The sequence below is a fragment of the Aeromonas sp. R4-2 genome (genome assembly GCF_040908295.1).
GTDB classification, from domain to species: domain Bacteria; phylum Pseudomonadota; class Gammaproteobacteria; order Enterobacterales; family Aeromonadaceae; genus Aeromonas; species Aeromonas veronii.
Window position 1 is genome coordinate 552,927 of sequence record NZ_JBFODL010000014.1, and the last position, 13,821, is coordinate 566,747.

A 13,821-nucleotide genomic window follows, 5' to 3' on the forward strand; every position below is an offset into this window, starting at 1 on the left:
AGAGAGGGGGCCACAATGGCCCCCTCTGCATTTCCCCATTAGCCGTTAGCTGCTGCGCGGCGGCAGCATATTGGTGAGGGTGTTGTCTTTGAGAATATGGTGGTGATAGAGGGCCGCCACCGTGTGCAGGCCGATCAGGGCGTAACCGATATTACCCAGCGTCTCGTGTACCTCCTTGATCAGCCCCTTGAGGTCCGGACTGGGGGAGAGCAGGGCAGGCAGCTCAAGCCCGAAGAAGGGGATGGGCTTGCCCGCGGCGCTCAGCAGCAGCCAGCCAAACAGCGGGGTGAGAATCAGAAAACCGTAGAGGGCGAGGTGGGCCAGTTTTGCCAGCTTGTGCATGACCGGGGAGAGCTCGGGCACGATACGGGGCGTCGGGCTCATCCAGCGCAGGGCCAGTCTGACAAAGACCAGGGCGAAGATAAGCAGCCCCAGCATAAAGTGCCACTCCTTCATCAGATCACGGCCAGGGTCCCCTTTGGGGAAGATATCGCGAAATTCGATCAGGGCGTAGACGGCGATCATGGCCCACAGGGTCAGCCAGTGCAGCCCGATATTCAGGGTGCCATAACGTTGTTCACTGTTCATCAGCATAGGTTTGTTCCTTCGAAGTGCTGTCACATCCGTGTGGCATCCCCGCACTCAAACGTGTCGGGGCGAGGCCAGATCCTTTAGCGGCAATAGCAGAGCTAGCATGCTTGCCATACATCGATAGCCTGCTTCTGGCATCAGTCAGAGAGGAGATGCCCTCTGCTGTCTGCATGGTATCACTGGCAACCGGGTGGATAGTCTGATCAATGCCACACAATTTACAGGCTCATTAAGCCCCTTGTGACGTGAAGAAGGCGTGAAATAGCATCAGTGATGTCGGCCCGCCCAGGTTCAGGCGGGCTCGATGGCAAGCACCACGCAATCCGGCTCGCTGATGCGAAAACGGACGTTGCAGTCAAACAGCCGCACCCCGTACTCCTTCTCATCGGGCTTGCCCTTCTTGTAGGCGGGGCGCGGATCTTGTGCCAGCACTTCGCTTACCAGCTGGCGCAGCTCGGGGTGAGCCTTGAGCCAGGGTTGCAGCTGCTGCTCTGCCTCGGCACTGAAGCTCACCGCCAGCGGCGGGGTGGGCGCGTCGGGGGCAAAGCCCCCACGGGCATCCGGCAGGCTGTCGGCATAGGGAATGTAGGGCTTGATATCGACGATGGGGGTGCCATCGAGCAGATCCACCGCCCCCAGCTCCAGCCACAGCTTGCCCCGCTCACGGCCGAGCCCGTGCAGCTCGACCACCGAGAGCCCGAGCGGATTGGGGCGGAAGGTGGAGCGAGTGGCAAAGACGCCGACCCGCTCGTTGCCGCCAAGGCGCGGCGGGCGCACCGTCGGGTGCCAGCCCTGCGCCATGGTCTGGTGAAAGACGAAGCTGAGCCACAGATGGGAGAACTGCTCGATACCGCGCAGCATATCCGGCTGATCGTAAGGGGGGAGCAGCTCGAGGCGGGCTCGGGCCGATTTGACCAGACCGGGCTGGCGGGGGATGGCGAACTTCTCCTTGTAGGGAGAGCGGATGATCCCGAGGGTGTCGATTTCGAACTTCATGGCGGATCCTGACTGAAAACCCCGGCAATTTAGCACAGGCGGCCCCAAAACGCAGGCTTGGCCTCGCTACGCCCTTTTCTGCGGCGCTGCCGTGATCCCTGTCCCATCCCGGCCAGTCGGGGGCTGTGCCCGCGCGCCGAGTTGCGTAGGGTGGAGGCATTGGCGTGTCAGGATGAAATATGCGCACTCGCGCCGAAGGGAGGGAGAGGGATGAAACTGCTGATTATCGGTGGCACCGGCTTTTTGGGGCGCCACCTCACCGCGCTGGCGCTGGATTGGGGCCATGAAGTGACGCTGTTCAATCGCGGCCTGCACCAGCATCCGGACTGGCGCGATCTGGTGCAGCTCACCGGCGACAGGGACCAGAGCCTGAGTGCCCTGCAAGGGGCCGGGTTGCAGTGGGATCTCGTCATCGATACCTGCTGCTATCGCCCCGAGCAGGCGGCAAGCCTCTCGGCAGCTTTGCTCGGGCGCTGCGCGCGGTTGATCTTTATCTCCACCATCAGCGTCTATCGCGATTTCTCAATGCCCGGGATGAATGAGTCGGCGCCGCTGCATGCTATCCCCGAAGGGGAAATGCCCACTGACTATGGCCCCCTCAAGGTATTGTGCGAGCAGGAGTATCGCGCCCGCTGGGGTGAGCGGCTTTGCATCCTGCGCCCGGGCGTGTTGTGCGGCCCCCATGATCCTACCGGGCGCATGGCCTGGTGGATTAAGCGGGTGCAGCAGGGCGGGCCCTGGTTGCTGCCGGGCAGTGGCGAGGATCGCTTGCAGTATCTCGATGTGCGCGACTGCGCCGAGTTTGTGTTGCGCGCGGCCGAGCAGCAGTTGGGGGGCACATTCAACTTGCTCAAATCCGGTATTACCTTGAGTGACTGGCTGGAGCGGCTGAGCGCCCGGTTGCAGCCCGCTCGCCCCATCCAGCCCGAGTGGTTGCCTTGGTCGACCCTGATGGCGGCCGGAATTGAGCCCTGGCAGAGCTATCCCACCCTCTTGCCCTGCGCGCAGGCGGAGTTTGCCGGTTACGGCTCTATAAGCGCCGAGGCGGCCATCGTCCACGGGTTGAATTTCCGGCCGCTGGAAGAGACCGCCGCCGACCTTGCCCACTGGCTGGCCATCGAGCCTGCCGCCGGGGTAGCGGCGAATGCCATGACTGAGGCACAGGAAACCTCGCTACGGCAGCAGTTGCTGGAGCCCAGTCTGCAATAGGAGAGGGAGCATCGTGCCGCTGCTACCGAGCGTGGCACGGCAGGTGTAAATACAACGAGAGAGGGCATCCCGCGGGATGCCCTCTCTGTCTATCCATGCCTGATGGTTGCCGAATAGAGGCTGACGCAATTCCCCATCCCATCGCTGTCGCTCACCGAGTTAGCGGATGGCGGCGCCTGCGGCTACCAGCAGCTCTTTCAAGATGGCGCGATGGCAGCGGGACTCCTGCTCGCAGTAGCAACCCACCGACAGATTGGTGGTGTGGGAGAGGGCGGCCAGCAGCGCCAGATCATGCCTGGCGGCAGGTTGCGCCATCTCGGCCTTGTACTGTTTGCCAAACTCCGCCCATTGGGCGGGTGTCTCGGCTGCCTGCCCCAGCTTCATGGTCTCGCTGCTGGGGGCCAGATTGGGGAACCAGACATCGTACCAATGCTGGCTGGCAAATTCGCTCTTGGGTACGCCGCGGGGTGGGCGGCGCACCGTGCCGATCCGCAGCCCCTCATCGGGCAGGCGCGGGCTGCCAAGGCGAACGATAGCGAGGGCCATGACAGCGGGTTACTTCTCTTCGGCCACTTTCAGCGCCTGCCCGTAGCAGATCACCTGTTTCAGGCAGCCCGGGGTGTCGCTGAACTCGGCGCACTTGTCGATGGTGACGCCGTTGCCACCCATGTAGGCCGCGCGGCGGCGAGCCAGGGTGCGCGCTTCACCGGCGTTGGGCACCGGCTGGTTGGCATCGGCCTGGCAGGATTCACCCTCGATGGTGCCGAGGTAGAGGTAGTTGAGGTCAGCCAGCTCATCCTGTTCATAGATGCGCACGCTACCGGGTTTGAAGTATTCGTCGAAGTTCTCTTTATCCAGATTGCTGTTGAAGGCGTAGTTGGCACAGCCGGAGGCAATCAGGGGCATCATCAGGATCAGGCGTTTCATCGTCTCGTATCTTGTGTCGGTGATGAGGACAGTAGAAATGCGCAGGCGCTCCATGTCGGCATCTTGTTGAATAATGAGGGGGACATTATAGGGGCCAGCTGCCTGCGGCGACCAGCCCCGTTTTGCGCCCGGTTGTCAGGGTGTGACCCCCATCAGCCTGATATCAGGCTGATATCAAACAGGAGCCAGTCGCTGATATAGGCTGCGGTAGTAATCATCCCCCAGCAGCTCGTTGTGAGGGGCGCAGAGGCGGATCTGTCCCTCTTCCATCAGGGCAATCCGGTCCATCTGTTCCATCCCCAGCAGACGGTGGGAGATGAGCAGCAAGGTGCGATCTGCCCCGAGCCGGAACAGCAGATCCATGATCTCCCGTTCGGTCTGACTGTCGAGCCCTTCGGTCGGTTCGTCCAGCAGCCAGAGCGGCGCATCGTGCAGCAGGGCGCGGGCGATGCCGATACGGCGGCGCTCGCCACCGGAGAGGGGGCGGCCGCCGTCACCGAGCCAGGCGTCGAGGCCCGCCTCATCTTCCAGCAGATTGGCCAGTCCGACCTGGGTCAGTACCGCAATCAGCTGCTCGTCAGTGGCGGTCGGGGCGGCCAGCTTGAGGTTGCCCCGCAGGGTATCGGCAAACAGATGCACCCGCTGGCTTACTACCGAGATGGAGGCGCGCAGCGCCCCTTCGCTGTAGTCGGTGAGCGGTTTGCCACCCAGCAGGATCTTGCCAGCCTGCGGGCTCCACTCCCGGGTCAGCAGCCCCATCAGGGTCGATTTGCCGCAGCCGGTCTGGCCCAGCAGCGCCAGCTTCTCACCGGCGTGCAGCTGCAGGGTGCAGCCACGCAGCACCGGCTGGGGGTTGCCGGGGTAGCCAAAATAGAGGTCATTGATCTGCAGCGCGCCAGCGGTGGCGTGGGTCTGCTCGTCGCCCCACACGGGGGCTTTTGCCTCTTGCAGGATCTCGTTCAGGCGGCGTGCCGAGGTGAGGCTGGTGGAGAGGTGCTGGAAAGCCCCCGCCAGCGGCATCAGTGCCTCGAAGCTTGCCAGGGTGGCAAAGACCATCAGTGCTGTGATGGGGTCGGGCGCAGCACCCGCCACCCCATGACCGGCCAGCCAGAGCATCAGGGTCAGGGTCCAGCCGCTCAGCAGTTGCACCGAGAAGTTGGCCAGCCCGCTCACCTTGGCCATCCGGGCCTGCGCGACGAGCAGCGCCTGTTCGGCTTGTTGCAGCTCAACCAGCGCCTTGGGGGCGGCGGCAAACATCTGCAGCTCGGCCTGTCCATCCAGATAGTCCACCATCCGGGTACGCAGGGTCGATTTTTCGGCAATCAGCGCCTGACCGGGACGACGACCGAGGAAGTAGAACACCAGCGGCAGGGCGATCATGCCAAACAGCAGAATGGCACCCAGGGTGAGGGCGAGACGGCTGTCAAAAAACGACAGGAAGAAGACCAGTCCGGCGGTGCTGAGCAGGGCCGCGCCTATGGGGGTGAGCAGCCGCAGATAGACGTGGTCCATCGCATCGATGTCGGCTACCAGTCGGTTGAGCAGATCCGCCTGACGGAAACCGGCCAGGGTACCGGTGGAGAGCGGCGAGAGTTTTTGCCAGAACCAGACCCGCAGTCGGGTCAATACCCGGAAGGTGGCATCGTGGCTCACGACCCGCTCACCCCAGCGACCGGCGGTGCGGACGATGGAGAAGAAGCGTACCCCGCCCGCAGGGGTCATGTAGTTAAAGGCATGGGTCGTCGCAACTGTCATCCCCGCCACGGCGGCGGCGGAGAGGAACCAGCCGGAGAGGGAGAGCAGCCCCATGCCGGCGGCCAGGGTCACCAGCGCCAGCAGCAAACCAATGGTGAGGCTGAGCCAGTGTTGGCGATAGAGGCGCAGAAACGGCAACAGATCACTCATCGAGAGAACCTCCGGAACGTTGGGAGAGCAGGCGGGCAAAAGGCCCCTGCCCAGAACTAAGTTGCTGGAAGCTGCCTTGCTCCACCAGCTGGCCGCGGGCCAGCACCATTATCTTGTCCATCTTGGTAAGCTGGTCGAGGCGGTGGGTGATCATCAGCAGGGTCTGGCCAGCCATCGCCTGCTCAATGGTGGTCATGATGGCGCGTTCGGAGTGGCGATCCAGACTGGCGGTCGGTTCATCGAGCACCATCAGCTGGGTCGATTTGAGCAGGGTACGGGCTAGGGCAAGGCGCTGGGCCTGACCGACCGAGAGGCCGCCTGCCTGATCGCCGACCGGATAGTCGAGCCCCTTCTCCATGGCAAATTCCCACGCCTGCGCCCGTTTCAGGGCATCTTCCAGCTCGGCATCGCTGGCCGTTGGCTTGGCCAGCAGCAGGTTGTCACGCAAGGAGGCGTGGAACAGCTGCGGGTTTTGCGAGAGCCAGCCCAGTTGCAGGCGCCACTGGCTCATGTCGAGGGTGGCGAGCTCCTGTCCGTTGACCTTGAGTTCACCGCGATAGGGGGCAAAGCCGAGCAGGGCATTGACCAGCGAGCTCTTGCCTGCGCCGCTGACGCCGATGAGGGCGGTGCGCGAACCGGCTTCCAGGGTGAAATCGATAGGGCCGACCAGCACCTTGCCTTCGGCGCTCAGCACTTCAAGGCCTTTTGCTTCTACCTTGACCGGGCTGTCGGCATGGAATGGCGCCGTGCCTGCGGCCGGTTCGCTCACCTCGGTTTCGAGGAATTCAAGCAGCTGCTCGGCAGCGCCAATGGCCTGCGCCTTGGCGTGGTAGTGGGCACCCAGTTCCCGCAGCGGGGCGTAGAACTCGGGGGCGAGAAACAGCACGAACAGGCCGGTAAAGAGGGTGACCTTGACCCCATAGCTACCAAAGTTCAGATGGTCGATATAAGAGAAGCCGAAGTAGACGGCAACCAGCGCTACCGAGATGGCGGCGAAAAACTCCAGCACGGCGGTGCTCAAAAACGCCAGGCGCAGCACTTCCATGGTGCGTTCGCGAAAATCTTCCGAGGCATCGCGAATGGCTTCACCTTCAGCCTGGGTACGCATAAAGAGTTGCAGCGTGCGTAGCCCCTTCAGCCGATCGAGGAAGTGGCCGGAGAGGCGGGCCAGCGCCTGAAAGTTGCGGCGGTTGGCATCGGCGGCACCCACACCTACCAGGATCATAAAGATGGGGATGAGGGGCGCCGTGCCCAGCAGGATCAGGCCCGCCGCCCAGTTGACCGGGAACACGGCCACCAGAATGACCACCGGAATAAAGACGGCGATGGCCATCTGCGGCAGATAGCGGGAGAAGAAATCCTGCATGTTTTCAATTTGTTCCAGCAGCAGGCTGGCCCAGCTACCGGCCGGACGGCGCTGGATATAGGCAGGGCCGAGGCGACTCAAGCGAGTGAGCACCAGCTGGCGGATGGTCTGGCGCACCGCGCTGCCCGCCTTGAAACTGGCCACTTCGCGGCCATAGGCCAGAGCGGCCTTGCCAAGCGTCACCAGCAGCAGGGTAATAAAGAGCGTGATGGATTGCTCAGGCGTTGAGCCTTCGATGATAAAGCCGTGCAACAGGGTCGCTAGCAGCCAGGCTTGCGCCACCATCAGAATGCCCTGGCCAAGGCCAAAAGCGATGGATATCGTGATCCAGCGGCGACCGTGACTTGATTGCTTGCGCAACCAGCCATAGAGACGTTTTTGCGTTTTTTTATCCATTACCACCATCCTCGCGTCGAGTGGCGCAAGACTATCCTTGCCGTTTGGCCTTGGCAACCTTGTAAATTATCTGTGTTGAAAATGTTTGATTGAAAAAGCAACCGTCTGTTCAATCCTTGTCCGAACAGATTGATTTATTGAAAAAAGTGGCAAAGGCGCCATTGCGCTCGGCGGCAAAATGCATATAGTAGGAGCCCTGACGCGGGTGTAGTTCAATGGTAGAACGGTAGCTTCCCAAGCTGCATACGTGGGTTCGATTCCCATCACCCGCTCCAAATTTCAGATGCCAGGCGGGCATCGTATAATGGCTATTACCTCAGCCTTCCAAGCTGATGATGCGGGTTCGATTCCCGCTGCCCGCTCCAGCTTCAAAAAAAAAGCCCACTCCTGCGAGTGGGCTTTTTGTTTTTCATCTGTCTTGTGCGCCGTTCGACGTCACGCTCACCGTTTCTCAGCTTTTAAGGCAAACCGCAGAGACAGAAAAGGCGCCCAAGGCGCCTTTTCAGATCAACAGCGTAGCGGGAGCTTATTCCTGCTCCAGCTCACCACAGAAACGGTAGCCTTCACCGTGGATGGTGGCGATGATCTCCGGAGTATCGTTGACGCTTTCGAAGTGCTTGCGAATGCGACGGATGGTCACATCGACGGTACGGTCGTGGGGCTTGAGCTCACGGCCGGTCATCTTCTTCAGCAGCTCGGCACGGGTCTGGATCTGGCCCGGGTTTTCGCAGAAGTGCAGCATGGCGCGGAACTCGGAGCGCGGCAGCTTGAACATGTCGCCAGTCGGGCTGACCAGTGCGCGGCTGTTGATATCCAGCGCCCAGCCGTTGAACAGGTAGCGCTCAACCAGCTTCTTCTCTTCGCCACCGGCTGCCACGTTCATGGTGCGGCTCAGCAGGTTGCGGGCACGGATGGTCAGCTCGCGCGGGTTGAACGGCTTGGTGATGTAATCATCGGCGCCGATCTCCAGACCCAGGATCTTGTCCACTTCGTTGTCACGACCGGTCAGGAACATCAGGGCGATGTTGTCGTTCTCACGCAGCTCACGGGCCAGCAGCAGGCCGTTCTTGCCCGGCAGGTTGATGTCCATGATCACCAGATTGATGGTGTGGGAAGTGAGGGCCTGGTGCATCTCGTCGCCGTTGTTGGCTTCGAGCACGATGTAGCCTTCGGCTTCAAAAATGCTTTTCAGGGTATTGCGTGTGACCAGCTCGTCTTCGACGATCAGAATGTGTGGTGTTTGCATGAGTATTCCCAGATTCTTATCAGTTAATTATCTTAAATTTAACACTCTTTGGCGTTTCAAACCGATTTCCTGACTGATCCTGAAAATTTATTACGTCATCCTGGGTATGAGAGTCAGGTCGGAATATCGCGAATTAGGCATCAGTACCGGCAAGTATCCCTGTGCCACTTATAGGTTCCCGACAAGTCTGGTCGAGCAGAGCCTGGAAAGGTCGTCCATTACGAAAGTGGCCGCATTTTATCAGTTAACAGGAGCATAACAACACTCTTTGCCGTCAGATAGCAACTTTTTAACTCTGATTTGATATAGGTCAAACCCTGGTACAGCAGCATCATACTTGGCCTGAACCGGGTTTTCGCCCCTACAAAATGTAATGGAATGTAACATGTGATTGACATGAATTTGTGGGAAAACTACAAGAAAATCTGCTTTATCGCGCCATTTGAGCCACCAGATTGGTCTGCTTTTGCCATCATCACAGCCTGGAATCCGGCCAGCCAGTGGGTCACAGAACGACGCAATATACGGCGGGAACGGGCGCTGTGGCGCCATCTGACCGTGGATTTGCAGGTGCCCGTGGTGGGGCCATTTTGGGGATCTGACCCGGACGAACGCTGGCAGGAGTCATCGCTGGCGGTGGCGCTATCCCTGCCACAAGCCCGTCAGCTGGCTGCGCGTTTTGGCCAGAACGCCATCTACTGGGTGGAGGATGGCCAGCTTTGGCTGACACCAGTATTGACGGATAAATCAGCAGTTTGTCTGGGCAATATTGAATCCTTCTGGATTGCCAGAAACCTTGCCTGATGAAAGAATGAACACCTTCATGCATCTGAAAGGAATCAAATCATGCTGGATCTCCTGCCCGACCTCTGCGATCAACATGGCGACTTGCTGCAAGTGGCCGACCCGGTGTTTCAGGATTTTGGCGGCAAGGCCCTCTTTTATGGTCGCGCCGTAACGCTCTCCTGTTATGAAGACAACAGCCTGGTGCGGGATCTGGTGACCCGCCCCGGTCACGGCAAGGTGATGGTGATCGACGGCGGCGGCTCGCTGCGCCGTGCGCTGCTTGGCGATCAACTGGCGGTCAAGGCGGTGGAGCAGGGGTGGGAGGGTATCCTGATCCACGGCGCGGCGCGGGATGTGGGCACCCTGGCGACACTGGCGCTCGGGGTCAAGGCGCTGGCGGCCTGTCCGGTCAAGACCGAGAAGCGGGGATTGGGAGAGCTGGGGGCCGTGGTCAGCTTTGCCGGGGTGACCATCCACGAAGGGGATTACGTCTATGCGGATCGCAACGGCGTGGTGGTGAGTGCCACGCCGCTGATCTGATTCAGAAGTTGAAACCGACCCCCAGACTCAGTGCCTGATCGGCAGTGATGGCGCTGACGCCGTAGTTGGCGGTGAGGGAGAGTCTGGGGGTCAGCAGCAGGCTGGAGTTGAACTCCAGCAGGGTGCTGGCCTTGTTGAGATCGAGATGCTTGATCTGGCTGCCGATATTGAATGCCGGAGAGAGCTGGTAGCGTACCCCCGAACTCATATTGAAACCGGATGTGCGATTCTGATCCGCCACTGCCGGGCCCGCTTCCATAAAGAGGGTTACATCATCCACCACCGGATATTGATAGCCGCTATTGACCAGCCAGAGATCAAAACTGTCGCTGTGATGGCTATGGCCATTGAGCAGCACACCCGAGTAACTTTTGACATAGAGAGACGGGTTGGATTGCGGCTGAACCACTGCCCAGTCGGCGGCCTGTGCGGCCATGCTGGCGCAGGTTGCAAGCAGTGTGATGATGAGCGATTTGACCATTCGTTTCCCCTCCCTGGGTCCGGAACTGAGCCTAAGCATGGCACATGCCAGCTGGTAGTAAAGTGAAGGGAGATCACAATAAAATCCTTTGGCATGGGCGCCAGCCATGTTAAACAGGCTGCCGTATTGATGGCTCTAATCATTAAGAGGTGAATCCATGAACAAGAAACTGACTCTGCTGGCCGCGCTGGCACTGGGAGGCTGCGCAATGGCAACAGGTTCCAGCATGGCTCAACTGCAAGCATCCGGCTGGCAGCTGCAAGGCGCCACCGGCGATACCTTCACCCTGCAAGTGGTCGACGGCAAGGTGGCGGGCAAGGGCGGCTGCAACCGCTATTTTGGCGGTATCACCAAGCAGGGTGACGGTGTCTTGACGCTGGGCACCATGGGCTCCACTCGCATGATGTGCATCGGCGACGCCATGAACAAAGAGACCGAGTTCCTGCAAAAGCTGGAGAAGGTGGCAACCTACTCCATCAACGGCAACCAGCTGACTCTGAGCGATGCCAACAAGGCGGCCCTGCTCACCTTCAACGCTGTGCCAGCTGCCAAATAAGGCACGCGTTCGTCTGATTGCCCCGACAGCGCTGACTGTCTGATACACGCCCTCCCTCTGGAGGGCGTTTGTTTATCTGCGATGAACCCTGTGTGGTCGTCCGCTACTGTTGTTCACTCGTCGTCCCCCTTTCTGCCTGTTTGATGCCAGAACCTCATATCTTCGCTTCGGTACGTATCTTGATCATTTCAATTATTCTTGTATAGTTGAAATGAAAGGTCGCACCAAGGGGAGTGAAGATGAACAAAGAGATGGCCACCAAGGTCTTTGAATCGCTGGCATCCGGCATCCGGCTCGATGTATGGCGGCTGCTGGTGAAGGCCGGGCTGGAGGGGCGGGTCGCCGGTGAACTGGCCAGCGAGCTCGATATTGCCCCCAATACCCTCTCGTTTCACCTCAAGGCGATGCTCAACACTGGTCTGCTGTCGGTGGAGCAGGAGGGGCGCTTTCTGCGCTACCGCGCCAATATTCCCCTGATGCTGGATGTGATCGCCTACCTTACCGAGGAGTGCTGCGCTGGTCATCCCGAGGCGTGCGGCGTGATGCGTGCCGAGTCAGCCTGCTCTCCCCATGTTCTGCCTGTGCAGCCCTGCTGCAACAAGGAGTAATGCCATGCCCTCCATTCAGATTTTTGATCCCGCCCTCTGCTGCTCCAGCGGTGTCTGCGGTACCGAGGTTGATCAGGCACTGGTCACCTTCGCAGCCGATCTTGCCTGGACCAAGGAGCAGGGGGTTGCCATCGAGCGTTTCAATCTGGCCCAGCAGCCGATGCAATTTGCCGAGACACCTGCCGTCAGCGCTTTTCTGACCCACGCCGGGGAGGAGGGGTTGCCACTGGTGCTGGTGGAAGGGCAGGTGGTGTTGACCGGCCGTTATCCGAGCCGCAGCGAGCTGGCCCGTTATGCCGGGCTGCCTGCGCCACAAGCGGCCATCAAGGGGATCGTCAAGGGCGGCTGCTGCTCCGGCAGCGGTTGCTGCTGAGTCGCGACGCACCATTCGGGAGAGGCTATGTACCATTTTCTGACCAATCCACCGCCGTTTCTCTTTTTCACCGGCAAGGGCGGGGTGGGCAAGACCTCGCTAGCCTGCGCCAGTGCGGTGGCTCTCTGTGATATTGGCAAGCGGGTGCTGCTGGTGAGCACCGACCCTGCCTCCAACGTGGGGCAGGTGTTTGCCACCGAGATCGGCAATCGCGTCACTGCCATCGCCGCTGTGCCCGGTTTGTCGGCGCTGGAGATAGATCCCCCCGCAGCGGCCAAAGCCTATCGGGAGCGGATTGTCGGGCCGGTGCGCGGCAAGTTGCCCGAGAGCGTGGTGCGCAGCATCGAGGAGCAGCTCTCCGGCGCCTGCACCACCGAGATCGCCGCCTTTGACGAATTCACCGCCCTGCTGACCGACCAAACACTGCTGGCCGAGTATGACCACATCGTCTTTGATACGGCCCCAACCGGACATACCATCCGGCTGCTGCAACTGCCGGGCGCCTGGAGCGAATTTCTGGAGCAGGGCAAGGGGGATGCCTCCTGCCTCGGCCCGCTGGCGGGGCTGGAGAAACAGCGCAGCCAGTATGCCGAGGCGGTCGCCGCCCTGGCTGATGCTGCCAGCACCCGCTTGGTGCTGGTGGCGCGGGCCCAGCAATCCACTCTGCGGGAAGTGGCTCGCACCCACGAGGAGCTGGCCGCCATCGGCTTGTTGAACCAGCAACTGGTGATCAATGGCCTCTTCCCCGAAGGCTCTATTGCCGGAGATCCGCTGGCAATGGCGCTCTGGCAGCGCGAGCAACAGGCTCTCGCCCAGATGCCGCAGGGGGTAAAGGGGCTGGCGCAGGATCATATCCCGCTGCTGGCCACCAATCTGGTGGGGGTCGACAGTTTGCGCCAGCTGCTGCAATCAGAGGGAACAGCCGCCCAATCCCCGACAGGACAGTCCACTGTCAAGCAAGCCCAGCCCGAGTTGAGTTCGCTGGTGGACGAGCTTGCCGCCGATGGTCACGGCCTTATCATGCTGATGGGCAAGGGCGGGGTGGGCAAAACCACCCTGGCTGCCGCCGTGGCGGTGGAGCTGGCGAGCCGCGGTTTGCCGGTGCACCTCACCACCTCTGATCCCGCTGCGCACCTGAGTGAGACCTTGGCAGCTAGTTTGCCCCATCTGGAGGTGAGCCGCATCGACCCCCACGCCGAGACCGAGCGTTACCGCGCCCAGGTGCTGGCCACCAAGGGGGCGGCGCTGGACGAGCAGGGGAGAGCACTGCTGGAGGAGGACTTGCGCTCCCCCTGTACCGAGGAGATTGCCGTGTTTCAGGCCTTCTCGCGCATTATTCGCGAGGCGGGCAAGCGCTTCGTGGTGATGGATACTGCCCCCACTGGCCACACCCTGCTGCTGCTTGACGCCACCGGCGCCTACCACAGGGAGATCGCTCGCCAGATGGGAAACAAGGGGCTGCACTTCACCACCCCCATGATGCAGTTGCAGGATCCCAAGCAGACCAAGGTGTTGATTGTGACGCTGCCCGAGCCGACGCCAGTGCAGGAGGCTGCCAATCTGCAATCCGATCTGCGCCGGGCCGGTATCGAGCCCTGGGGCTGGCTCATCAACCACAGCTTGCAGCAAGCCGCGGTCAGCTCACCGCTGCTGCAACTGCGGGCCGAGCGCCAGTTGCCCCATATCGAAGCGGTCGAGCAGCAACATGCCAGCCGCTACGCCGTGGTGCCGCTGCTCGCCGAGGAGCCAGTGGGGCCCGATGCCCTGCGCCGTCTCTGCCAGCACCATTGAGTCGCCGCCCCGGTCTGCTGCCGGGGCGGCTTGAATATGCCGTTACTTGT

15 protein-coding genes and 2 tRNA genes are annotated in these 13,821 nt (G+C 61.0%); 9 read left to right on the forward strand and 8 right to left on the reverse strand.

The features are described 5' to 3' along the window. Positions 1-45 precede the first annotated feature (45 nt). Both AB5Y99_RS13025 and tsaA read right to left on the reverse strand, forming a co-directional pair. Positions 46-594, reverse strand: coding sequence for a cytochrome b (locus tag AB5Y99_RS13025; RefSeq protein ID WP_274161576.1), 549 nt, complete (start codon positions 592-594; stop codon positions 46-48). Between the two features lie 288 nt (positions 595-882). Beyond that, positions 883-1,587, reverse strand: coding sequence for a tRNA (N6-threonylcarbamoyladenosine(37)-N6)-methyltransferase TrmO (gene tsaA / locus AB5Y99_RS13030; protein WP_368209842.1), 705 nt, complete (start codon positions 1,585-1,587; stop codon positions 883-885). A gap of 210 nt (positions 1,588-1,797) precedes the next feature. On the opposite strand from tsaA, the gene AB5Y99_RS13035 reads away from it, so the two are divergent. Continuing rightward, entirely contained in the window at positions 1,798-2,796 is a 999-nt protein-coding gene (locus tag AB5Y99_RS13035; RefSeq protein ID WP_368209843.1) for an NAD-dependent epimerase/dehydratase family protein, read from the forward strand. Between the two features lie 159 nt (positions 2,797-2,955). Here AB5Y99_RS13035 and AB5Y99_RS13040 read toward each other — a convergent pair whose 3' ends face one another. The 4 genes from AB5Y99_RS13040 to cydD form a co-directional block, all read right to left on the reverse strand. After that, entirely contained in the window at positions 2,956-3,342 is a 387-nt protein-coding gene (locus AB5Y99_RS13040; protein ID WP_368209844.1) for a DUF488 domain-containing protein, read from the reverse strand. Positions 3,343-3,351: 9 nt separating this feature from the next. Continuing rightward, on the reverse strand, positions 3,352-3,723 hold the full coding sequence (gene rcsF / locus AB5Y99_RS13045) for an Rcs stress response system protein RcsF (RefSeq protein WP_368209845.1): 372 nt from the start codon (positions 3,721-3,723) through the stop codon (positions 3,352-3,354). Between the two features lie 174 nt (positions 3,724-3,897). Next, positions 3,898-5,628, reverse strand: a complete 1,731-nt coding sequence (cydC, locus tag AB5Y99_RS13050) for a cysteine/glutathione ABC transporter ATP-binding protein/permease CydC (protein ID WP_368209847.1) — start codon at positions 5,626-5,628, stop codon at positions 3,898-3,900. Next, complete coding sequence (cydD, locus tag AB5Y99_RS13055) at positions 5,621-7,390, reverse strand: cysteine/glutathione ABC transporter permease/ATP-binding protein CydD (protein WP_368209848.1); 1,770 nt, start codon at positions 7,388-7,390, stop codon at positions 5,621-5,623. The genes cydC and cydD overlap by 8 nt, the downstream gene beginning before the upstream one ends. A gap of 201 nt (positions 7,391-7,591) precedes the next feature. Here cydD and AB5Y99_RS13060 point away from each other — a divergent pair. Then, positions 7,592-7,665, forward strand: a tRNA-Gly gene (locus tag AB5Y99_RS13060). 15 nt (positions 7,666-7,680) lie between these two features. Continuing rightward, positions 7,681-7,755: transfer RNA gene (locus AB5Y99_RS13065), tRNA-Gly, on the forward strand. Positions 7,756-7,916: 161 nt separating this feature from the next. Here the strand turns inward: AB5Y99_RS13065 and arcA are convergent. Further along, positions 7,917-8,636, reverse strand: a complete 720-nt coding sequence (arcA, locus tag AB5Y99_RS13070; protein WP_005338193.1) for a two-component system response regulator ArcA — start codon at positions 8,634-8,636, stop codon at positions 7,917-7,919. A gap of 396 nt (positions 8,637-9,032) precedes the next feature. Between arcA and AB5Y99_RS13075 the strand changes: the two genes are divergently transcribed. Continuing rightward, positions 9,033-9,440: a DUF3293 domain-containing protein gene (locus AB5Y99_RS13075; protein ID WP_368209849.1), complete on the forward strand. Its 408-nt coding sequence runs from the start codon at positions 9,033-9,035 to the stop codon at positions 9,438-9,440. A gap of 42 nt (positions 9,441-9,482) precedes the next feature. After that, on the forward strand, positions 9,483-9,962 hold the full coding sequence (locus tag AB5Y99_RS13080) for a putative 4-hydroxy-4-methyl-2-oxoglutarate aldolase (RefSeq protein WP_005338188.1): 480 nt from the start codon (positions 9,483-9,485) through the stop codon (positions 9,960-9,962). Position 9,963: 1 nt separating this feature from the next. Here AB5Y99_RS13080 and AB5Y99_RS13085 read toward each other — a convergent pair whose 3' ends face one another. Beyond that, on the reverse strand, positions 9,964-10,443 hold the full coding sequence (locus AB5Y99_RS13085; protein WP_167557897.1) for a hypothetical protein: 480 nt from the start codon (positions 10,441-10,443) through the stop codon (positions 9,964-9,966). 157 nt (positions 10,444-10,600) lie between these two features. On the opposite strand from AB5Y99_RS13085, the gene AB5Y99_RS13090 reads away from it, so the two are divergent. From AB5Y99_RS13090 to arsA, 4 genes are all read left to right on the forward strand, one after another. Beyond that, positions 10,601-10,999 carry an META domain-containing protein gene (locus tag AB5Y99_RS13090; protein ID WP_279489502.1) on the forward strand — a complete coding sequence of 133 codons (399 nt, stop codon included), beginning with the start codon at positions 10,601-10,603 and terminating at the stop codon, positions 10,997-10,999. 239 nt (positions 11,000-11,238) lie between these two features. Next, on the forward strand, positions 11,239-11,607 hold the full coding sequence (locus tag AB5Y99_RS13095) for a helix-turn-helix transcriptional regulator (protein WP_042054961.1): 369 nt from the start codon (positions 11,239-11,241) through the stop codon (positions 11,605-11,607). 4 nt (positions 11,608-11,611) lie between these two features. Then, complete coding sequence (gene arsD / locus AB5Y99_RS13100; RefSeq protein WP_139428829.1) at positions 11,612-11,980, forward strand: arsenite efflux transporter metallochaperone ArsD; 369 nt, start codon at positions 11,612-11,614, stop codon at positions 11,978-11,980. 27 nt (positions 11,981-12,007) lie between these two features. Next, on the forward strand, positions 12,008-13,771 hold the full coding sequence (gene arsA, locus AB5Y99_RS13105; RefSeq protein ID WP_323890990.1) for an arsenical pump-driving ATPase: 1,764 nt from the start codon (positions 12,008-12,010) through the stop codon (positions 13,769-13,771). Positions 13,772-13,821: the final 50 nt, after the last annotated feature.